At 53.5% G+C, this 19,021-nt stretch carries 21 protein-coding genes; 10 read left to right on the top strand and 11 right to left on the bottom strand.

Translation table 11 applies throughout. The features are described 5' to 3' along the window. The first annotated feature begins 501 nt into the window (after positions 1-501). The gene (locus tag FIV00_RS18390) at positions 502-1,149 is read left to right on the top strand and encodes a glutathione S-transferase family protein (protein ID WP_152502117.1); all 648 of its coding nucleotides are present in this window, start codon (positions 502-504) and stop codon (positions 1,147-1,149) included. Between the two features lie 18 nt (positions 1,150-1,167). Here the strand turns inward: FIV00_RS18390 and FIV00_RS18385 are convergent, their stop codons facing one another. Then, on the bottom strand, positions 1,168-2,094 hold the full coding sequence (locus FIV00_RS18385) for a LysR family transcriptional regulator (RefSeq protein ID WP_152502116.1): 927 nt from the start codon (positions 2,092-2,094) through the stop codon (positions 1,168-1,170). A gap of 187 nt (positions 2,095-2,281) precedes the next feature. On the opposite strand from FIV00_RS18385, the gene FIV00_RS18380 reads away from it, so the two are divergent. Further along, positions 2,282-3,277 (top strand): MBL fold metallo-hydrolase, encoded by a 996-nt coding sequence (locus FIV00_RS18380; RefSeq protein WP_152502115.1) that lies wholly within the window; start codon positions 2,282-2,284, stop codon positions 3,275-3,277. 50 nt (positions 3,278-3,327) lie between these two features. Here FIV00_RS18380 and glp read toward each other — a convergent pair whose 3' ends face one another. The 7 genes from glp to FIV00_RS18345 form a co-directional block, all read right to left on the bottom strand. Next, complete coding sequence (gene glp, locus FIV00_RS18375; protein ID WP_152502114.1) at positions 3,328-4,605, bottom strand: gephyrin-like molybdotransferase Glp; 1,278 nt, start codon at positions 4,603-4,605, stop codon at positions 3,328-3,330. Continuing rightward, entirely contained in the window at positions 4,602-5,123 is a 522-nt protein-coding gene (mobB, locus tag FIV00_RS18370) for a molybdopterin-guanine dinucleotide biosynthesis protein B (RefSeq protein WP_152502113.1), read from the bottom strand. Before mobB ends, glp begins: the two co-directional genes overlap by 4 nt. Continuing rightward, positions 5,120-5,761, bottom strand: coding sequence for a molybdenum cofactor guanylyltransferase MobA (mobA, locus tag FIV00_RS18365; RefSeq protein ID WP_152502112.1), 642 nt, complete (start codon positions 5,759-5,761; stop codon positions 5,120-5,122). Before mobA ends, mobB begins: the two co-directional genes overlap by 4 nt. Next, positions 5,758-6,654, bottom strand: a complete 897-nt coding sequence (fdhD, locus tag FIV00_RS18360) for a formate dehydrogenase accessory sulfurtransferase FdhD (protein WP_152502111.1) — start codon at positions 6,652-6,654, stop codon at positions 5,758-5,760. The genes mobA and fdhD overlap by 4 nt, the downstream gene beginning before the upstream one ends. A gap of 220 nt (positions 6,655-6,874) precedes the next feature. Beyond that, positions 6,875-7,333 carry a BLUF domain-containing protein gene (locus FIV00_RS18355; RefSeq protein ID WP_152502110.1) on the bottom strand — a complete coding sequence of 153 codons (459 nt, stop codon included), beginning with the start codon at positions 7,331-7,333 and terminating at the stop codon, positions 6,875-6,877. Between the two features lie 206 nt (positions 7,334-7,539). After that, positions 7,540-8,130 carry a GNAT family N-acetyltransferase gene (locus tag FIV00_RS18350; RefSeq protein ID WP_152502109.1) on the bottom strand — a complete coding sequence of 197 codons (591 nt, stop codon included), beginning with the start codon at positions 8,128-8,130 and terminating at the stop codon, positions 7,540-7,542. 29 nt (positions 8,131-8,159) lie between these two features. Next, the gene (locus FIV00_RS18345) at positions 8,160-8,840 is read right to left on the bottom strand and encodes an SDR family NAD(P)-dependent oxidoreductase (RefSeq protein ID WP_152502108.1); all 681 of its coding nucleotides are present in this window, start codon (positions 8,838-8,840) and stop codon (positions 8,160-8,162) included. A 383-nt stretch (positions 8,841-9,223) separates the two neighbouring features. Between FIV00_RS18345 and apbC the strand changes: the two genes are divergently transcribed. Then, complete coding sequence (gene apbC / locus FIV00_RS18340; protein ID WP_152502107.1) at positions 9,224-10,369, top strand: iron-sulfur cluster carrier protein ApbC; 1,146 nt, start codon at positions 9,224-9,226, stop codon at positions 10,367-10,369. 318 nt (positions 10,370-10,687) lie between these two features. Continuing rightward, entirely contained in the window at positions 10,688-11,926 is a 1,239-nt protein-coding gene (locus FIV00_RS18335; protein ID WP_152502106.1) for a multidrug effflux MFS transporter, read from the top strand. Positions 11,927-11,962: 36 nt separating this feature from the next. Here the strand turns inward: FIV00_RS18335 and moaA are convergent, their stop codons facing one another. The 3 genes from moaA to FIV00_RS18320 form a co-directional block, all read right to left on the bottom strand. Then, a complete protein-coding gene (moaA, locus tag FIV00_RS18330) occupies positions 11,963-12,952 on the bottom strand; it encodes a GTP 3',8-cyclase MoaA (RefSeq protein ID WP_209007047.1) in 990 nt (329 codons plus the stop codon). Between the two features lie 223 nt (positions 12,953-13,175). Then, positions 13,176-13,625 carry a MarR family winged helix-turn-helix transcriptional regulator gene (locus tag FIV00_RS18325; RefSeq protein ID WP_152502104.1) on the bottom strand — a complete coding sequence of 150 codons (450 nt, stop codon included), beginning with the start codon at positions 13,623-13,625 and terminating at the stop codon, positions 13,176-13,178. After that, on the bottom strand, positions 13,618-14,724 hold the full coding sequence (locus tag FIV00_RS18320; RefSeq protein ID WP_173006047.1) for a twin-arginine translocation pathway signal protein: 1,107 nt from the start codon (positions 14,722-14,724) through the stop codon (positions 13,618-13,620). The genes FIV00_RS18325 and FIV00_RS18320 overlap by 8 nt, the downstream gene beginning before the upstream one ends. A 159-nt stretch (positions 14,725-14,883) precedes the next feature. Here FIV00_RS18320 and FIV00_RS18315 point away from each other — a divergent pair, with 159 nt between their 5' ends. From FIV00_RS18315 to FIV00_RS18290, 6 genes are all read left to right on the top strand, one after another. Further along, on the top strand, positions 14,884-15,330 hold the full coding sequence (locus FIV00_RS18315) for a cupin domain-containing protein (RefSeq protein WP_152502103.1): 447 nt from the start codon (positions 14,884-14,886) through the stop codon (positions 15,328-15,330). Further along, the gene (locus FIV00_RS18310) at positions 15,327-15,668 is read left to right on the top strand and encodes a helix-turn-helix transcriptional regulator (RefSeq protein WP_152502102.1); all 342 of its coding nucleotides are present in this window, start codon (positions 15,327-15,329) and stop codon (positions 15,666-15,668) included. Before FIV00_RS18315 ends, FIV00_RS18310 begins: the two co-directional genes overlap by 4 nt. Then, positions 15,665-16,099, top strand: coding sequence for an SRPBCC domain-containing protein (locus FIV00_RS18305; protein ID WP_152502101.1), 435 nt, complete (start codon positions 15,665-15,667; stop codon positions 16,097-16,099). The genes FIV00_RS18310 and FIV00_RS18305 overlap by 4 nt, the downstream gene beginning before the upstream one ends. A 102-nt stretch (positions 16,100-16,201) precedes the next feature. Continuing rightward, positions 16,202-17,638: a deoxyribodipyrimidine photo-lyase gene (locus FIV00_RS18300; protein ID WP_152502100.1), complete on the top strand. Its 1,437-nt coding sequence runs from the start codon at positions 16,202-16,204 to the stop codon at positions 17,636-17,638. A gap of 67 nt (positions 17,639-17,705) precedes the next feature. Continuing rightward, positions 17,706-18,074, top strand: a complete 369-nt coding sequence (locus FIV00_RS18295; protein WP_152502099.1) for a gamma-butyrobetaine hydroxylase-like domain-containing protein — start codon at positions 17,706-17,708, stop codon at positions 18,072-18,074. A gap of 189 nt (positions 18,075-18,263) precedes the next feature. Next, positions 18,264-18,995 carry a DNA helicase gene (locus tag FIV00_RS18290; protein WP_173006046.1) on the top strand — a complete coding sequence of 244 codons (732 nt, stop codon included), beginning with the start codon at positions 18,264-18,266 and terminating at the stop codon, positions 18,993-18,995. Positions 18,996-19,021 lie beyond the last annotated feature (26 nt).

Raw genomic sequence — 19,021 nt, 5'->3', positions numbered from 1 at the left:
CTGCCTTTTTGCCCGATGGCCCTATTCCATACACTTCAGACTGAATTTCAAGCATGTGTGTGAAAAAAACACAGTGTTGGCATGCCTTTTTCGCGCTTGCTGCGTGTATTCCGATAGGGAAAGCAGCGTCAAGCTGTGGAAAATTGTTGCTCAATGGCTGGCATGGTGAGTGAAAGTTCGCATCTTATTGAAGCCTGAGGAACGGTTGTTGCGATAACCCTCCAATCTCAGAATACTTTTTATTGAATACGAAAAATCATAGTTCTTAAGTATAAAACCAAAATCGGCAAATGAATTTTTCAATACGTAAATTATTTCGGCGTTTAATCTAAAGTTCATTAGATTTTTTGAAGTTTTCGTCAATAGATCAAGAAATTTCATCGAATTCATGAACTTCTTGAATTTGTATATCCAGTCTCAGCATCGTACGAACTCCATCCGGCCACCTAACTATGACTTGCCGGTAGACTGAATGAACGACGAATTTGAAAGGAAAGCCAAATGGCAGAGATTGAATTGTTCATTGGAAACAAGAACTATTCCTCCTGGTCATTCAGGCCCTGGATTGCCCTGAAGCAGAAAGATATTCCTTTTCGCGAAATCCTGGTTCCGTTTGATTTTGACAACGGCAATCCTGAATTTGCTGCTTTTTCGCCGAGCATGAAAGTTCCGGTGCTGAAGGACGGTGATCTGACCGTCTGGGACAGCCTTGCCATCATGGAATACGCGGCCGAACTTTATCCAGAGAAGGAATTGTGGCCTGCCGATCAGGCTGAGCGCGCCATGGCGCGAGCAATTTGTTCGGAAATGCACTCAGGGTTTTCCGCACTGCGCGGAGCTTGCCCGATGAATATGCGCCGACCGGTTGAAGAGTTGAATGTCGACGACGCCGTTAAGGCGGATGTTGCGCGCATCGTCGATATCTGGGGCGAATGTCTCAACGCATCCAATGGGCCGTTTTTGTTCGGGGCGTTCTCGATAGCAGACGCCATGTATGCGCCAGTGGTCAGCCGATTTGCAACATATGGACTGTCTGAAGACCCAATCGTTGGACGCTATACGGAAGCAATGACACAGACGAAGGCCTGGAAGGAATGGGAAGCCGAAGCGCTGAAAGAGACCTGGTATGTCGCTGTCGACGAAATCTGAACAGGAATGATGTCGGCACTATCCATGCGCAATTGGCAAACCACTGGAGAACGCGCCGTGTTGATCAAAGAAGGTCTGCAGACTGTCGACGAACCGGCGAACCTTCAAGGGGATGAACCGGTTCGACGGATAAACGGCATGAATGGGGTGCGGCGGATACTGCCAATCCGGCAAAACCAGTTCGAGTTCGCCTGAACGCAGAAGCGGCTCGATAAGCCATCGGTTCGCAAGGGTTATTCCAAGACCGGCGAGGGCGGCTTGTCGCAACGTGCCAGTGTTGTTGACAATCATCGATGGAACAATGCGTACGGAAAGTCGCTCGCCGATCGTACTGATGAACGGGACACGGTCGCCGGTCGAGATGTTGCGATAAAGCAGATAATCATGTTCCGGCAGATCGGCGGGGTGTTGGGGGCGTCCGTGCCGGTCAAGGTAATCCGGTGAAGCAACCAGACATCTTTGTGCTGTTCCTAGCTTTCGGACAATCAATCTATCGTCGCTTATTTCTCCCATGCGAATGGCCAGATCCAAACGTTCCTGAATAACATCGACAAAGATGTCGGACAGCGACACGTCGAGTAGAATTGACGGGTGGTTCTGCTTGAACCGGATCAGAAAGTCCGACAGCACACTTTCAGAAAATCCCAACGGCAGGCCGATCGATAGCGGACCTGACATCTGTGCCTCTTCGCTTTGAACCGACCGGTCGGCTTCGGCAATGCGGTCGAGAATATCGCGGGCATAGGCGTAGTAGCGTTCTCCCGCCTCCGTCAGTCTCAATTGCCGCGTAGTCCGGTTCAGCAATCTGGTGCCAAGGTGGTCTTCCAGCCCACGGATCTGTTGGCTTACAGCCGGTTGTGAAATGCCAAGGTGTTTCGCAGCGGCTGAAAAACTCCCCAGCTTGACGGAATGGACGAACCCGGTCAGCGCGCTTATTTTTTCCATCGATCAGTGTTTCCAATAATTCGAGGCAGGCAAGGTCTCTAATATAATTCCTGCTTATGAGTTTTATAAGATTTCAGGGGCTTCAAAAACCATGCGAATGAAACACTTATGGAACAGCCCGGTTGGTTCCTATCATGCCGGGTGTCCATCCTATTCCAATCACTTAAGGTCGAGCCTGGAGGCGTTCATGCCAAATTCTCGTTTTTCTCTCTCCAGACGTTCACTTCTTGGGGCCACAGCCGGGGCCGGGGCTCTCGCGGCAGCCGGGGGAATGTCAGTTTTGTCTGCACCGGCCAGTGCAGCGGCTCCGAAGGCCGGAGCGCCGATGGCAGGTGCACTTCGATACAAGGTCGGAGATTTCGAAATCACTGCACTGCTTGACGGTTATCTCGATGTGACCCCGGACTTGGTCGTTGGCTACGATGCCAGCGAAGGCGAGAGACTCCGCGGCGACGCAATGATTGAGGGAGAAGCATTGCGCATCCCTGTAAACGCGTTTCTGGTCAACACCGGTGAGCGGCTGGTTCTTGTTGATGCCGGAACGTCAGATGCGCTCGGTCCAACCATGGGGCGCTTGCCCAACGCACTCGAAGCGGCTGGTGTCACACCTGATCAGATCGATGCGCTGCTTATCACTCACATGCATCCGGATCACTTGTTCGGAGCGATTGATGGAGACGGCAAACCCGTCTTTTCCAATGCCGAGCTGATCTTGCCTGAGGTCGACAATGCCTTCTGGTTTGACGATGCAGCCATGAATGGCGCACCTGAACAGTTCAAACCGTTTTTCTTGGGCGCTCGGCGTGCTGCAGAGGCCTACAAGGACAAGCAAACGCTTGTTTCGGGTGACAAGGAAATTCTTCCGGGCGTTCAATCAATGGCCTTGCCAGGCCACACACCCGGTCACTCGGGATACCTCTTCGACAGCAATGGTGAAACACTGGTGATTGCCGGCGACATCATTCACATGACTGTCTATCAGTTCGCAAAGCCGGATTGGGGCATCGGATTTGATATCGATTCAGGTCAAGCCGCGGAAACTCGTAAAAAATTCTTTGATCAGGCCGCGAGCGAAAAGCTCTTCTTCGCTGGTGCTCATATCCCGTTCCCGGGGATGGGGCGCGTCGCACGCGATGGCGATGGCTACCGGTTCGTCGCCGCAAACTGGCCCTACGCCTACTAAACTTTGACTTCTGGACCCGGCGCAAGGCGTCGGGTTCAACACGTTCTGTACTAGCGAATGCCAAATCCCGAAAAGGGTAGAAACCGCACAAGGTCACCCTTGCGAATTTCTGTGGTTTCTTCCGGTATTTCAATCAATCCGTCAGCTTCTCTCAAGCCGGAAATCAACCCGGAACCATCGCGCTGAAATTTTTGCGCGAGAGTATTGCCGTCAGAACCTTCTTCAAGCCAACCGCGATAGAATTCGCGTCTGTCCGGTTTCTTTCGCGGAACCTCGAAGGCAGCCGGTATTTGAATCCCTTGTGGCTCCAGGAACCTGCCACCAGCCAGCACATTGATGACGGGACGTGCATAAAGCAGAAAGCAGACCATGGCGGCCACCGGGTTTCCTGGCAGACCGAGAAACGCGCAAGACTCGATGTTTCCGAACATCATTGGACGGCCCGGTTTGATTGCCAGTTGCCACATGTGCCGCTGACCCAGTTTGTCGAGCAAACGCAGTATGTGGTCTTCTTCGCCAAGGCTCGCGCCGCCGGTTGTGAGCACAAGGTCGAATTGCTCCGCGGTTTCCTTTAGTCTGGTCTCGATCAGCGAGGCATCGTCTTTGAGAATTCCGAGGTCTGCAATTTCAACCGGAAGCCCGGCACACAGCCCACGCAACAGGAAATGGTTGGCGTCATAGACATCGCCAACGGAAATGAGATCGCCAGGCCGGCGAAGCTCGTCGCCCGTTGAAACAAGTGCAACCTTGAGATTGCGAAAAGCCTTGATCGCCGCCTGACCTGTGGAGGCGATAGCTGCCAGATCCTGTGGTCTTAGCCGGTGCCCTGCAGCCAGGAGAGCGGTTCCCTCCTTGACGTCCTCACCAGCTTTCCGGCAATTGGCGCCTTTCTTGAGGCCCTGGGGAACGATGACAAAGTCTTTGCCATCCTGCTGGTGTGTCTCGCAGTCCTCTTGCATGGCAACGGTGTCTGCGCCAGGGGGCATGACAGCGCCAGTGAAAATACGGCCAGCTGCCCACGGACCCAGTGTGGCATCGCTTGCATGACCGGCAGCAATACGTTGCTGTATCTGAAAAAATCCACCAGCTTCGTCGAAGTCTGAATGACGGAAAGCGTATCCATCGACTGCTGAATTGTCGGCGAGCGGAATGTTTCGAGGTGCTGTGATGTCTTCTGCGAGAATGCGTTCAAGTGCGTTTTCGAGGCGAACCGTTTCGACGTCTGCAATCGTCGACACCTGGTCCTTCAGGATCTGCAGGGCTTCGTGGTGACGCAGCCGCTGCTTGTCGTGCAAAAAACAGTCGTTAAGGACGGATTTGTCGCTCATGTAGCGGGCCTTTTCAAACCTGCATGGGCTTCAATGAAATCCGCCATAGCGCCAACATCGTTGAGATCGAATACAGGCAGTGTTTCGTCTGGTTGGGCGTGATCCGCAGCAACAGCCATGATGTTCGGATCTTCAGGCGCGAGGCGACCACGATCACGGGTCTCGGTTCGTCTTGCTTCTATTTTGGCGTGATTTTCTCGTTTGTATCCCTCGATCAGAATGAGGTCACAAGGAGCAAGCCGGGAAAGAATGGCGTCAAGTGGTGGCTCTTCTTCGTCGCGAAGCTCGTGCATCAGTGCCCATCGTCGTCCAGACACAAGAGCGACTTCGCTCGCGCCGGCCTCCCGGTGCCGGTAGCTGTCTGCCCCGGGCCGATCGATGTCGAAATTGTGGTGTGCATGCTTGACAGTGGACACTTTGAAACCGCGCGCGGTGAATTCGCCAACAAGGCTGGTAACAAGTTGTGTCTTGCCGGAGTTTTTCCAGCCCGTGATGCCGAAAACAGGGGTCTTTGTCATGTGAGCGCTTTGCGGACGGTGTTCAGGTCTTCAGGCCGATTGGCGTTGAAAAACGGATCCAGGCCAGTCGTCGCATCGGTGTCAAAGGAGACCTCGACACTGTCGTGCCTGTCGACAAACGCGAGCACCTTGCCGCTTTGGCCGGTACTCAGCCAGGTATGCAGGTCCGAACAAAGACTGACCGGCCAGAGGCCAAAAACGGGATGCAGCTTGTCTGAAGAAGTGGCGAGAGCAATCACGGGTTTTTCTGACGGAACCGAAGAGCAGAGATCTTTGACGAGAGTCGCCGGAAAAAACGGTGTGTCGCCGGCAACCGAAACAACGTGGCTGACGTCAGGTCTGTTTTCTTTGACATAAGTTAACCCGGCGAGAATGCCCGCTAAAGGTCCGGCGAAATCACCAACGGGGTCCGGTACGACGCTCAGTCCGAAGTGACTGAAACGGTTCGGATCTCCATTGGCATTCAACACGATGCTTTCCACCTGCGGTGACAGGCGGGCGAGGATCATCTCGAGCATCGTCTTGCCACCAACATTTAGAAGGCTTTTGTCACCACCTCCCATGCGGCGGGACTGCCCTCCGGCCAGAACGCAGCCGAGAACATTTTCAATCGGCACACTCTTGCTCACACCGTTCATTCCGCTGGAACACTCCCTTTTCGCTTTATCTTGTCCGGCTCATCGCTTGCCTGCGACGGATCCATGTCAAATTCAATTCTTTCGGCCCCCGCAAGGGCGACAAAGCGTTTCCCCTTCGCACGGCCAATCAGTGTCAGACCGGCCTGACGTGCAAGTTCAACACCCCATGCGGTAAACCCGGACCGCGATACAAGTATCGGAATGCCCATCATGACGGTCTTGATGACCATTTCGGATGTCAGCCGGCCGGTGGTGTAAAAAATCTTGTCATGGGCAGGCACGTCGTTCAGAACCATCCAGCCTGCTATTTTGTCGACTGCGTTGTGACGCCCGACGTCTTCCATATAGACCAGGGCGTTGTCTTGCTTGCACAAGACGCATCCATGGATTGCGCCAGCCTCAAGATAGAGGGACGGGGTCGTATTGATGGTCTTGGACAACGCATAGAGCCAGGATGTTTTTAACCGGGCCTCTTTAGGCAGTGAAACGGTTTCAAAACCTTCCATGACATCGCCAAATACGGTGCCTTGAGCACAGCCCGACGTTCGCACTTTTTTCTTCAGCTTTTCCTCAAAATCAGTCTCACGCTGGGTGCGCACGATAACAACCTCAAGATCGTCATCGTGTTCGATCTCGGTGATGACATCATCGTCGGCGAGCATATTCTGGTTTTTGAGATAACCCACGGCAAGAAGATCTGGATGATCGCCGATCGTCATCATCGTGACCACTTCCTGCCTGTTTAGGAAAAGCGTCAGTGGTTTTTCCGTGACGACCCGTGTCTCGACTGTTTCACCGTTTTGGTCAATACCTTGAACGGATGTGGAGAGATCTGGATCAAGAGGGTCTGGTTTGAGAACATATTGGCCTGTCACAGCCTGGCGACTCCGCATGTGTTTGTTTCGCAAACACTATGGGAGCATGACGACAAAGGGCAAGGCGTCAGGTGGACCAACCCGATAGATTTTTTGAGAAGACTTGATTGCCGGCAGACGAAAATTTTTTGAGACACCCGGCTCTGAAGGCTGCCGAACGGTTTGGGACACAAGGCGGCAAGCCCAGAGCAGGGGTGTCAATTGCTTGAGAAGTGGAACGTTTTCAGATCCGTTCCACTCAGATCATAAGCATGTCGTTGGTCAGGCGGCCTTCTTGCAGCTCTTTGGCAAAGTGTCCGAAAGCGGCATAGGCTTCTTCGCGTGTCACATCACCTGGATGATCCAGCAATGGCCGCAACACGTCATGTTGTGATGCTGCAACGCCATCGCTCAAGTCACGGAAGAACATTAGCGAATTCGGGAACATGCGGAAGTCCACCGGCTCATGAATGATGCCTTCAATGGATTCCAGCCGCGGATCGTTCATGACACAATAAACGGTGTCGAGCACCTGGCCGGTTTGTCCTTCCAGAATTTGAACGATGTGCTGATCGACGAGGAGAAGAGCACCGGTCACGCCTGCTTTTCGATTGATGCGCCGTATGCGCAGAAGAGTTTTGTCAATTTCGTCGGGCAGCGGCAGATGCATTTTGTTCCATCTGATCTGGCTGCGGTAACAAGCGCGATAGAGTTCCATGGCGTGTCCCATCTTTTTTGCCGATGAGATCAGCGTGCGCCTCAATTCCTCACATTTGCTTAAAATTTGGAACAAATCCGAAGAAGAGCTGAAAATCACGTGGATGTGTTGGCTAGTGTTCCCAGGCCTTGTGCTTCAAGGGTCTGTGCGCAGTCTTAGAAGTCTGCGCAAAACAACGCAGCTTCATCTTTGTGTGGAAAAGTGCACTAGCGTTCTTCTGCTAGCTTGAAATCCAGACCGGCCCTGACGGTTGGCCATTCGTGCGGAAGAATCGAATAAACGGCAGTATCTCTTAATGAGCCATCGGTGGTCCTCATATGGGACCGCAGGACGCCATCGAGTTTGGCGCCAAGGCGTTCGATGGCCGCGCGACTTTGCCTGTTCATGAAATGAGTCCTGAACTCAACGGCAATGCATTGCAGGTCCTCAAACGCATGTGTGAGCAACATTCGCTTACATTCTGTATTCACTCGCGTGCGTTGCACGGCTTTGCGGTACCATGTCGAGCCGATTTCAACCCGCTTGTATGTCGCGTCGATGTTCATATAGGTGGTCATGCCGACCGCCTTGCCATCGGGCGTCAGAACGGCAAAGGGAAGCATAGAGCCACTTGCTTGCAAATCGAGCCGACGGTCGATTTCAGCCGGAATATCACTTGGTTTCGGCACCGTCGTGTACCAGACTTTCCACAAATCGCCTTCACTGGACGCCTCAGCGAGGTCCGCTGCATGCTCTTGTGACAAGGGCACTAGCGTTGCGTATTGGCCGGACAGCGTGACGGGAAGGGGCCATGTCATTGGGCGACTCCTGAGTAACCTGGGAGAGACTAAAAGGGGCGTTCTTCCCCTGTCCATTTGAAGAATTTGCCTGTCTCTGCAATGGACAGACTGTCAGCGATCTTGAAGACACCGTCCGCGACGTCCTTCGGGCAATTGTCGGCAGATGCACCGCCCATATCCGTGCGAACCCAGCCCGGGTCGATCAGGGCAACCGGGATGCCTTCCGCTTCGAGCTCGGTTGCAAGGCCTTGCATGACCTTGTTTACGGCGGCCTTGGAAGCGCGATAGGCAAGCCTGTCCGACTTGCGATATCCCATCCAGGACATTTGGCTTGAGATTGTCAGTATCCTGCCGGCACCGGACTGTCTCAAATGCGGAAGAAAGGCATGCGAGACCGCAAGCGGGGCAATAGTGTTGACTGCAATCGTTTCAGAAAATCCAATCATGTCCATATCGAGCGGAGACTGTCGCTGCGGACCTATGACGCCGGCATTGTTTATCAGTAAATCGATCTTGTCGGAAAGCATGTCCGCCGACTTTTGAACGCTGTCATGGTCTGTCACGTCGAAAACCAAAGGAACGAATCCTTCGCCAAGAGATTTGGCCGTTTCGTCTGCAGCGGCAGGGGCGCGCGCAGATCCGAAGACGGTCCAGCCTTTGGCAAGTGCAGTGCGCGCCAATTCGTATCCGATCCCACGGTTGGTCGCGGTGATAAGGCAAGCCGGCATGGCAAAGTCCTGTGGTCTGATTGTACCTAGGGAATCCGGAAGGGACCTCCGCGCGAAGACTAACTTCGAGCCCGCGCACCGCAAGACAAATATTGTCCTCATGGTTTCGTCGGGACAATCAGTCGATCGTGCGGTATTTGAACCGAAAACGAGAGAGGTCGCTGCTTCAGTCGCGTTTTCACGTTTCAAAAAACTCGGTGGTTTCAAGACAGAAGGTTTGAAATTGCGGCGATGGGCAATACCTAGTGTTTGGACAGTTTTGGGGCGCGGAACACATATGTGCAGCATTTTGGCAGATTGCTTTTGATGCCAGGCAAATTAGGGTTCCCTTGGTTTTCGCCCCAAAGGGCAGAAGAAGTCGGATCAGTCGACAGGACAAGTGAATGAACGAGAGCATAAAATCAGCGGTCATGGAACGCCTCAGGCAGATAAAAGGGCCGGATCTTGAAGGGGATATCGTCTCTCTGGGACTTGTGTCGGATGTGTTTGTATCAGATGGACGTGTGGCCTTTTCCATAACAGTTCCAGCAGAGCGTGCGCAGGAACTGGAACCCCTTCGCCAAGCAGCTGAAAAGGTCGTCAAGGAAGTTGACGGTGTCCAAAATGCAATGGTCGCACTGACGGCAGAACGCGCGCCTGGTGCTGCCAAAAACGCGCCGCAGCCCGCCGCGCCAGCGCCCCGGCCGCAACCGGCCCGTGAGGAGCAGGCGCCCGCTAAGCCAGGCGTCCCCGGCATTCGGCACATTGTTGCGGTTGCTTCCGGCAAGGGCGGCGTCGGCAAATCGACAACAACTGCCAATCTTGCGCTTGCAATGGCTGCAAACGGCCTGAGAGTAGGGGTTCTTGATGCCGACATCTACGGACCATCCGTCCCCAGGCTTTTCAATGTTTCAGGGCGACCGGAAGCTGATTCTGGACGCTTGTTGAAGCCGTTGGTCGGATACGGCATCAAGGTCATGTCCATGGGCTTCATGGTCGAAGAGGAAACGCCAATGATCTGGCGTGGACCGATGGTGATTTCCGCGCTGACCCAAATGCTTCGGGAGGTCGCCTGGGGAGATCTTGACGTCTTGGTTGTCGACATGCCCCCTGGCACGGGCGATGCGCAGCTGACAATGGCCCAACAAGTCCCGCTTGCCGGTGCGGTAATCGTGTCGACGCCTCAGGATTTGGCGCTGATCGATGCGCGTAAGGGCCTGAACATGTTCAAGCGCGTCGATGTTCCGGTGCTGGGCATCGTGGAAAACATGAGTTACTTCCTTTGTCCCGATTGTGGCGGACGGCATGACATCTTTGGTCACGGTGGTGCGAGGGCAGAAGCTGAACGCTTGTCTGTGCCGTTCCTCGGTGAGATCCCGCTCACAATGAAGATCCGAGAAACGTCGGACGCCGGAACACCGATCGTGGTCTCCGATCCGGAAGGCGCTATGGCCGAAATCTACAAGGACATCGCAACCAAGGTTGTGGCCGGCATTCAAAGATCTGAAAATTCCCCGGAACGGGGAGCACCGAAGATTGTCTTCGACTGAGGGATGTCAGTCTTGAACCTTCAGTAAAGCCGGTGGCCCGCTGAGCGCCGCCGGTTTTTTTGTCATGGATTAAAGGCAGTGTTTGGTCTGGCGTTTGGCCGACGCGGTATACGATCGTGAAACAGCCATTCAGGTTGTGTTTCAGGCGACTCAAAATTCTGAAGCAATCTTTCAAAAAGACAAGAAAAGCCAATCGCTTGAGGCCTTTCTGGTTGTATCAATATCGCTTTTCACAACCGGATCACGCCAGTCACCTATGGTAACCCCATCCTAAGCTGTTTTCGGCAAAGGAAAAATAACAAGGGTTCCTTCCTGGGTATGAAATCCGGCCAAAGACGCGCGACAGAAAGGGCTGCACGGCCTTCTTTAGCGGTGCTGATTGCGGTCTCGACCGTCAATCCACTCGCAATGCAGATTTATCTGCCTTCTCTCGCAGGCATGATGATTGTTTTTTCCGCGACCGCTGGTGAAATCCAGCTGTCCATGTCTGCATTCTTTGTTGCCGTCGCCGTTTCGCAACTGATCTGGGGACCGCTGTCTGATCAATATGGCCGTCGTCCTGTGATCATTGTCGGCATGACACTGTTCGTCATCGGCAGCATCCTGTGCCTCTTTGCACCCACGATCGAAGCCCTGGTTTTCGCACGCATTTTGCAAGCCGCAGGCGGTTGCACCGGAATGGTTCTCGGCAGAGCCATCGTGAGGGATCTCTACGGTCCAAATCAAGCTGCAAGCATGATTGGATTTGTCACGATGGGCATGGCGGTCATGCCGACGATCGGTCCGGCAATTGGCGGACTGCTCGATGAGTTTTTCGGCTGGCAGGGTGGTTTTGTTCTTATGCTTATCCTCGGCATAGGGGCTTTGTGGGCAAGCATCTACAAGTTGCCCGAAACGCATACAGAAAGAACGAAAGTTGGACCTCGGCAGGTTGTGAAGTCCTATACGGACCTGTGCAGGGAGCCGTTGTTTTGGAGTTATGCGCTGACGGCAGCGTTTTCCGCGCTGACCTATTTCGCCTATCTCGGGGGAGCGCCCTATATCGCCGCCGGAATGCTGTCACTCAGTGCAGCCGAAATGGGCTTCTACTTCATGTTTGTAGCGCTTGGTTACATTGCCGGGAATTTCATTTCGGGGAAATTTGCTGAACGGGTCGGTCTGATGCCAATGATCATGGCGGGCACTTTGATCGGAATTCTTTCAGTTTCGATTATTGCGACCTTCACCTATTTCAATGGTCTGTCGGCGCAGATCCTGTTTTTGCCAATGTTCTTGCTAGGACTGGGCAACGGCGTTTGCCTGCCAAGTGCGCTATCAGGTGCTGTCAGTGTCCGACCGGAACTTGCCGGTTCGGCTTCCGGACTGACTGCATCGCTGCAAGTCGGTGCCGGTGCGATCACCGGTTCGTTTGTCACGTGGCTTTATACAGGCAGCGCCATCGCGGGATCGCCGTGGGGAATGATCATAGTTATGGCTATTGGCATGCTGCTTAGTCTTGGCGCAGCACTATCGGTGCGCCATCTTTCGGCGCGACACTCTTTCGTGCCCGCCGAATAGCGCGATTGTTTCACTCGAAAATTCTATGCTAGAAGGTCAGCCGCCGGTGACGCTCATATGCCGCGACACAGCCGGCTGATTGCGATCACGGTCAATGACAAAGTCATGCCCCTTCGGTTTTCTGCCGATCGCTTCGTCGATGGCATCGTTCAGAACTTCATTGCCTTCCGAGGCACGCAATGGCGCGCGCAAGTCAGCCATGTCATCCTGACCAAGGCACATATAAAGTTGCCCGGTGCAGGTAACCCTTACCCGGTTGCAGCTTTCACAGAAATTGTGGGTCAATGGCGTAATGAAGCCCAGTTTGCCGCCTGTTTCCTCAATGGTCACATACCGTGCAGGACCGCCGGTCTTGTAAGGAATGTCGGTAAGTGTGAAACGCTCGGCAAGACGGGACCTGACAGTCGACAGCGGGAGATATTGGTCAGTGCGGTCGCCGTCAATTTCCCCAAGCGGCATGGTCTCAATGAGCGTCAGATCATGACCTTCGCCATGACACCATTCCAGCATAGGCTGAATTTCGTGCTCGTTGACATCCTTGAGCGCAACCATGTTGATTTTTGTTTTCAATCCGGCCGCAGTGGCAGCCCGGACCCCGTCCAGCACCTTGGCGAGGTCGCCCCATCTGGTCACGGTCTTGAACTTCTGAGGGTCGAGCGTATCGATTGAGACATTGATCCGCCGGACGCCACAGTCATAGAGTTCGTTTGCGAAGCGCGACAGCTGTGAACCGTTTGTCGTGATCGTCAGCTCTTCCAAGGCCCCGCTATCAAGATGACGGCCGAGGTTTCTGATCAGGCTCATGATGTTTTTTCGCACCAGCGGTTCACCGCCGGTCAAACGCAGCTTTCGCACACCCTTTTCGATAAAGGCCGTGCACAGACGGTCCAGTTCTTCAAGGCTGAGAACTTCTCGCTTCGGCAGGAATGTCATGTCCTCGGCCATGCAATAGACACAGCGGAAATCACACCGATCGGTCACTGAGACACGCAGATAGGTAACGGCCCGGCCAAAAGGGTCGATCATGGGACTGGATATCGGCGCTGCACCGGTATCCGGCTGTGCCGGAACCACAATCTTACCATCTGTCACGGACGCTCTCCCTTGTGTTTTGTTCCCGATCATATGGCGCGGAAGCGGGTAAGATCAATTCAAACTCGATTTTTCGCTTCAGGTTATTCTTCGCAGGTAAACTTATCAGTGTATTTTTGTCAATTGGACCCTTTGCCGATCCCAAGCACCGACGATCTCACTCATCCCGATAGGCGTCCATGAACGATCTTATGTCAGCCAGAAGCGGAAGCAGTTGTTCCACCTTCTGCTTTGGGAAAGCTGCCTTTAGCGCTTCAATATCCGGATCGCTCGCCTTGATCGCTGCCTCGCGGAACGTTCGCCCGGCATCGGTCAACCAAACAGTTTTGCTGCGTCCGTCTTTTGGGTTGGGCCGCATTTCGACAAACCCGTGCTCAAGCAAGCCGGACAAGGTGTGCGTCATGGTCGTTTTGGGAACTTGAAAGGCCCTTGCCAGGGTCAGCGGCGTTTGTCCGTCGCGCACCCTGATCAAATGATTGATTACGCTGAAATGGGGCAGGGTGAGCCCCTTTGGTAACCGGGCTTCCATGGCAGCCCGGCTGAGCTGGGCAATGATGCCAATCTCATTGAAAAATGTGAAATAGACGTGCCGGGTGTCGTTATCCATTCAATATCCGTGTTTCGAGCGGCCAGCGCGGCGTTCGTGGAATTGTCGGGCCATAGCCCAATCGCCCTAGCATCTGAACGGTTTCTCCCGGATTGGCAAGTATGCGATGGGCGTCGGCATAGTGCGTCTTCATTTCCTCATATTCCTGAAGAGCTTGACTGACAGGATGAAGAGCCAGCCCCAGGGCGGTTGTTTCAAGGTTCAGCCTCAGCCATCGACGACCCGCCGCGATTTGGTCGGAACGCGCATTTCCCTCAGTGGTCATGGAAATATAAGCCGGCGTAGCTGCAAGCATCTCCCGATAGATTTTCACACCTTCCTGAAATCCGCTTGATGCTGGATCAAGCTGACCTTCACGGGTCAAAATGCCGGCAAGCATGAGACTTTCGAGAAACGGTCCGCCAAGATCAATGCCATCTGGATTCGCGTTGATTTCGGATTTGCCGAAGCGCATGAGATCAACGCTTTCCTTGAGTGCTCGATGTGTATTCATTTCGGTCAACCAGGCGTCCCAGGTGAGCTCCTTCAAAACTGCAACAGTCTCACTATCCAAAATTACCTGACCATAAGGGACGAGTTTTTGTGCTAGATTTTTCGGAACCGGAGTTGTTTCAAACGGTTCCTTGCAGGAGCGTCGGTTCATTATGTGTTCTGAAAGCGGGTCGGTGGCGCCTCCATCCTGCAATTGAACAAAAGCTATCGGTCCGTCCGGTCCTTCGGGGAAAAGTTTGATTTCCGCACGTTTCTTTTGAAGCGAGGCTGCAACAGCCATCAGCTCTATGAAGCAGCCAAGGCCGACGAATATCTGTCTTTGATAGGGATCCGTATGCGGCAAACTGCGGGTCTTGTCTCTATGCAGAAGAAAGCTTGTTCCTTCCGTGAGTTCGACCAGCCAGGGTTGTCTGTTGTGTGGATTTGGAGCCAGCAGCGCATAGGAGAGAGCAAACAGCCGCGGGTCTTCATAGTCGCCGGCATCCTCCCAAGGAGACAGAGCCCTCTCAGGGGTGCGTGTGGCAAGAAACGTTCCTGCAGACGCGGAAGCAGCAACAACGATGCCTCCACCGATGAGGGCTAGGGTTTTTCGGCGGGACAAGGACATGAGAGTTTCTCCTAAAAAGTACGATATCGCACTAAGTAGTACGAAATCGCACTAAAATCAATTCCTGAATGCCCTAGCAAGAAATTTTTCGGCACCGCTTGTAATGACACCAAAAGGTGTCATATAAATAACACCAAATGGTGTTACGAGGAGATTGGTATGAAAATTGGAAAACTTGCTTGTCTAACCGCAGGGTTGATCTCAGTTGCGAGCCTGACCCCTTCAGCTCGAGCCGATGACATCAAACTGGCGGTTCAACCGGAACTCAACTGGGAGACAACACCGGAGGGTGTCGCATTTGCGTCGCTGAAGGGCAATCGTTTTGACGAAAGCTACATGGCGATGGTTCGGCTCCCGGCGGGGCTCATCAGTCCGGTTCACACCAAAAGTGCAGGGATGTACGGCCTGATCGTTTCAGGTGAAATGGTTCATCTGTCTGAAAATGAGATCGGTGGTAGTGAAGTCGTCCTTAAGGCAGGTGACTATTATGAAATTCCAGCTCACCTGCCGCACCTCAGCAAATGCGTCTCTGAAGTGGAATGCGTCACCTTCCTTTATCAGGATGGACCATTCGACTTTGTGCCGGTCGGGGAGGGACGAAAATGAACTCCGGACCCCAAAGCGTTTTCCGGGCTCTGGCTGATCCGACACGGCGCCAAATCCTAATGCATCTGGCGCAAGAGAACCTTGCCATTTCAGACATTGCGGCGCGTTTCGATATCACCCGTACGGCAATCAACAAACACCTGACCATCCTGGAGGAAGGCGGCCTCATACAAACTGAAGTGATCGGACGGGAGAAGCGCAATCGGCTTTCACCCGAGCCCTTGAGCTCGGCGTTCGAATGGCTCGGGTTTTTTGAACAATTCTGGGACAGCAAGCTTGCAGATTTGCAGCGTGAGGTCGCCAGGGACATGCAAAAAAGAAGGGAAACGGAAAAATGAATTCGACAACCATCACAAAAACAATCTTTCTGGATGCGCCACGCGAGATCGTCTGGTCATTTTTGACCGAAAAAGACAAGCTGGCCCGCTGGTTTCACCCGGCTGAGGAAGACTTGAAGGAAGGCGCGGCCTACACCTTGCTCGACCAGCACGGCGACATGTCACGCATTTGTTGGGGGAAGGTACTGGAAATGCGCCCGCATGACAGTCTGGTCTACACATTCACCGTCAAACCTCTCAACGGTGCCATGACAACTGTGCGCTGGACCCTTGAAGACGCAGCAGGTGGCACACGTTTGACGCTTGCGCATGAAGGGATTGAACAGGCCGCAGGAGAGGCAGCCTTCATGATGTTAAGTGCATTGGATGCTGGTTGGGACAAGCACTTTGAGCGCTTGCGCCAGGAGGCCAAAGCTCCCGTCCCGGCGTGACCTGACCGTTTTTACCTCCAGCCGGTCCAGTTGAGCCGGCTGCTGCGTTGATCTGTTCAAAGCCTCTGGCGTATGACTCAGCAAGAACACGTCAGAGGCAACATGACAACACTCGTTTGGTTCCGCCAAGATCTGCGAACAGAAGACAATCCCGCACTCTTTGAAGCAGCGCAGAAGGGGTCGGTGCTTCCGGTTTTCATTCTGGAAACGCCGGAACAATCCGGTGAAACGCATCCTATGGGAGGTGCCAGTCGGTGGTGGCTGTATCACAGTCTTGCAAGTTTGAAGGCTTCATTGTCGGGACTTGTACTGATGCGTGGAGATGCACGGCATCTCATTCCGCATCTGGTGCGCGAACATCAGCTAAAAGCTGTCTATTGGAATCGCTGTTACGAGCCACATGCCATTGAGAGAGACACAGATATAAAGGCCAGCCTGAAGGATGCAGGCATTGAGACCAGGAGTTTCAAGGCATCCTTGTTGTTCGAGCCATGGGAACTCGAAACCAAATCAGGCGGTCCTTTCAAGGTGTACTCGCCTTTCTGGAAAGCGGCCCAACAAAAACAGATTGCATCGCCCCTGACTGCACCAGAAAACATTCAATTCGTGAATACCGATGCAGGCGAGGACCTGGAGAGTTTTGGATTGTTGCCGAACAAACCCGACTGGGCGGCTGGGTGGGAAAACATCTGGCAACCAGGTGAAGAGGGCGCAAGGAAGCGGTTCAGGGCGTTTCTAGATGAAGGCCTTCAAGGTTATGGCAGTTTGCGGAACCGACCCGATCTGCCCAACGTTTCCCGCTTATCGCCGGCATTGCATTTCGGGGAGATCTCTCCTCGAATGATCTGGCATGAAACGCAAAAACATATGACAGCGGAAATTTCCGCTGCGCCGGACGGTGTGAAATTTCTGTCCGAGATTGCCTGGCGAGAGTTTGCATATCATTTGCTTTATCATTTCCCGCATTTGCCGTCGGAAAACTGGAAACCGGCATTCGATGCCTATCCCTGGCGCGAAGCTCCGGACGATCTGGCGAAATGGCAGAAGGGCCAAACAGGTTATCCGATTGTCGATGCAGGCATGCGTGAACTTTGGCAAACCGGTTACATGCACAATCGCGTGCGGATGATTGTCGCAAGTTTTCTGATAAAGCATCTGCGAATTCATTGGAAACACGGTGAAGCCTGGTTCCGTGATACGCTGTTGGATGCGGATCTGGCGAACAATTCAGCCAGCTGGCAGTGGGTTGCCGGCTCTGGCGCGGATGCCGCGCCATACTTTCGAATATTCAATCCGATCACCCAGGGGGAAAAGTTCGATCCGGAAGGAATTTATACCAGGCAATGGGTTCCGGAACTTGAAAACCTGGCTACACAACACCTGTTCGCACCTTTTGCAGCACCGCCGGAAGCTCTGCAGCAGGCGGGCATTGAATTGGGCCAGACCTACCCGAAACCGATTGTCGATCATGGTAAGGCAAGGCAAGCCGCGCTTGAGGGTTACATTGCCGTCAAAGAGGCGGGACAAAACGCGGCTTGACGATGGTCGCGCGGGCGCTATCGTCCGCCTCAACCTGCTGAATTGATTTCCGATCAAGGAACCGACCATGACTGATGATACTGCTCCCTGGCCGACGGAACTGCGCGTTTCCAAGGACAGAAAGGTGCTGACAGTTGCTTTCAACACCGGCGACCGACACGAATTGTCGGCCGAGTATCTTCGGGTTTGTTCACCATCGGCTGAGGTGAAAGGCCACAGCCCTTCGCAAAAACAAACGGTTCCGGGCAAACGCAACGTTGAAATCATCAAAATCGAACCGGTTGGAAACTATGCGGTCCGCATTCATTTCGACGACATGCACAGTTCTGGCATCTACACCTGGACATATTTCATGGACCTTGGAACACGCCGCGAAGTTCATTGGGTCGGTTATCTGAAAGAGCTGGAGGACAAGGGGCTGGGCCGAGATCGATAAGCCGTAGCAAACACTTCGACCTCTGGGCAGCGATGATACGAATCTGATATTCAGATCTTGGTGCTGCCCGCGCCATCCCCCTCCAAACGGAGCAGCAGCTGATCTGCAGGGCTGAATGATCTTGCACCACTTGTCATGTGCGCACACAAGGAGGGACTGCGGCTTTTGCACATTGCCGAGAGGTCGCAAATGAGACTGAAAGCACCCGTCTATCGACTGAAGCGACAAGCAAGATTGCTGTCACGCAAGTCAGGAATACCGCTTCATAAAGCCCTTGATGAAATCGCTGCCACAATGGGTTACCGATCTTGGAGCCAGCTTGCCAACTCTGAGCGCTCAAATGAACGTCCGGCCGCACGAATACTCGCCAGTTTGAAGCCAGGTACCCTTGTAACCCTGGCGGCTCGACCGGGGCACGGGAAAACAATGCTCGGTCTGGAGATATTGGTAGAGGCGGCAATGAGGGGGCGATCTGCAGGTTTCGTTTCTTCTGAGTTTTCGCTTTTTGAAATCCGAAAAAAGATGTCGAGCCTTGGGGGGGAGACGTCAGAGTCGGAAGATCGCCTGAGATTGTGTCTGTCGGACCGGATTGCCGCAGATTATGTCGTCGAACAATTTTCGAACGCCATTTCCGGGACCGTGGTTGTCATCGACTTTTTGCAAGTCATGGATCAACATCGGAGCGATCCGCCGCTAGGGGATCAAATTCGGCAATTGAAGCTGTTTGCGTCAAGCAAGCAATTGAGCATTGTCTTTCTTTCGCAAATTCATCGCTCGTTTAACTCTCAAGAGCGATCTGTTCCTGGTTTTCGAGACATGCGAAAGACCAATCCTCTCGACTTGCGCCTGTTCGATGTGGGGTATTTCCTGCACGATGGCGTGTTGCAGGCACAGGCTTTCAGTGAAAGACCGGTTCTGTAGCTTCCAACCGAACCAGCGCCAAACGA

Source organism: Labrenzia sp. THAF82, assembly GCF_009363435.1.
Taxonomy (GTDB): Bacteria; Pseudomonadota; Alphaproteobacteria; order Rhizobiales; family Stappiaceae; genus Roseibium; species Roseibium porphyridii.
This window is presented reverse-complemented; position numbering and strand designations above follow the sequence as displayed.

Bases quoted from the DNA above. Each gene is read 5' to 3' on its own strand.
- FIV00_RS18300 (WP_152502100.1), top strand. From the start codon at position 16,202: ATGACAACACTCGTTTGGTTCCGCCAAGATCTGCGAACAGAAGACAAT.
- FIV00_RS18305 (WP_152502101.1), top strand. From the start codon at position 15,665: ATGAATTCGACAACCATCACAAAAACAATCTTTCTGGATGCGCCACGC.
- FIV00_RS18310 (WP_152502102.1), top strand. From the start codon at position 15,327: ATGAACTCCGGACCCCAAAGCGTTTTCCGGGCTCTGGCTGATCCGACA.
- FIV00_RS18355 (WP_152502110.1), bottom strand. From the start codon at position 7,333: ATGGAACTCTATCGCGCTTGTTACCGCAGCCAGATCAGATGGAACAAA.
- FIV00_RS18320 (WP_173006047.1), bottom strand. From the start codon at position 14,724: ATGTCCTTGTCCCGCCGAAAAACCCTAGCCCTCATCGGTGGAGGCATC.
- moaA (WP_209007047.1), bottom strand. From the start codon at position 12,952: ATGATCGACCCTTTTGGCCGGGCCGTTACCTATCTGCGTGTCTCAGTG.
- FIV00_RS18290 (WP_173006046.1), top strand. From the start codon at position 18,264: ATGAGACTGAAAGCACCCGTCTATCGACTGAAGCGACAAGCAAGATTG.
- FIV00_RS18390 (WP_152502117.1), top strand. From the start codon at position 502: ATGGCAGAGATTGAATTGTTCATTGGAAACAAGAACTATTCCTCCTGG.
- FIV00_RS18385 (WP_152502116.1), bottom strand. From the start codon at position 2,094: ATGGAAAAAATAAGCGCGCTGACCGGGTTCGTCCATTCCGTCAAGCTG.
- fdhD (WP_152502111.1), bottom strand. From the start codon at position 6,654: ATGCGGAGTCGCCAGGCTGTGACAGGCCAATATGTTCTCAAACCAGAC.
- glp (WP_152502114.1), bottom strand. From the start codon at position 4,605: ATGAGCGACAAATCCGTCCTTAACGACTGTTTTTTGCACGACAAGCAG.
- FIV00_RS18325 (WP_152502104.1), bottom strand. From the start codon at position 13,625: ATGGATAACGACACCCGGCACGTCTATTTCACATTTTTCAATGAGATT.
- apbC (WP_152502107.1), top strand. From the start codon at position 9,224: ATGAACGAGAGCATAAAATCAGCGGTCATGGAACGCCTCAGGCAGATA.
- FIV00_RS18345 (WP_152502108.1), bottom strand. From the start codon at position 8,840: ATGCCGGCTTGCCTTATCACCGCGACCAACCGTGGGATCGGATACGAA.
- FIV00_RS18350 (WP_152502109.1), bottom strand. From the start codon at position 8,130: ATGACATGGCCCCTTCCCGTCACGCTGTCCGGCCAATACGCAACGCTA.
- FIV00_RS18380 (WP_152502115.1), top strand. From the start codon at position 2,282: ATGCCAAATTCTCGTTTTTCTCTCTCCAGACGTTCACTTCTTGGGGCC.
- FIV00_RS18295 (WP_152502099.1), top strand. From the start codon at position 17,706: ATGACTGATGATACTGCTCCCTGGCCGACGGAACTGCGCGTTTCCAAG.
- FIV00_RS18315 (WP_152502103.1), top strand. From the start codon at position 14,884: ATGAAAATTGGAAAACTTGCTTGTCTAACCGCAGGGTTGATCTCAGTT.
- FIV00_RS18335 (WP_152502106.1), top strand. From the start codon at position 10,688: ATGAAATCCGGCCAAAGACGCGCGACAGAAAGGGCTGCACGGCCTTCT.
- mobA (WP_152502112.1), bottom strand. From the start codon at position 5,761: ATGAACGGTGTGAGCAAGAGTGTGCCGATTGAAAATGTTCTCGGCTGC.
- mobB (WP_152502113.1), bottom strand. From the start codon at position 5,123: ATGACAAAGACCCCTGTTTTCGGCATCACGGGCTGGAAAAACTCCGGC.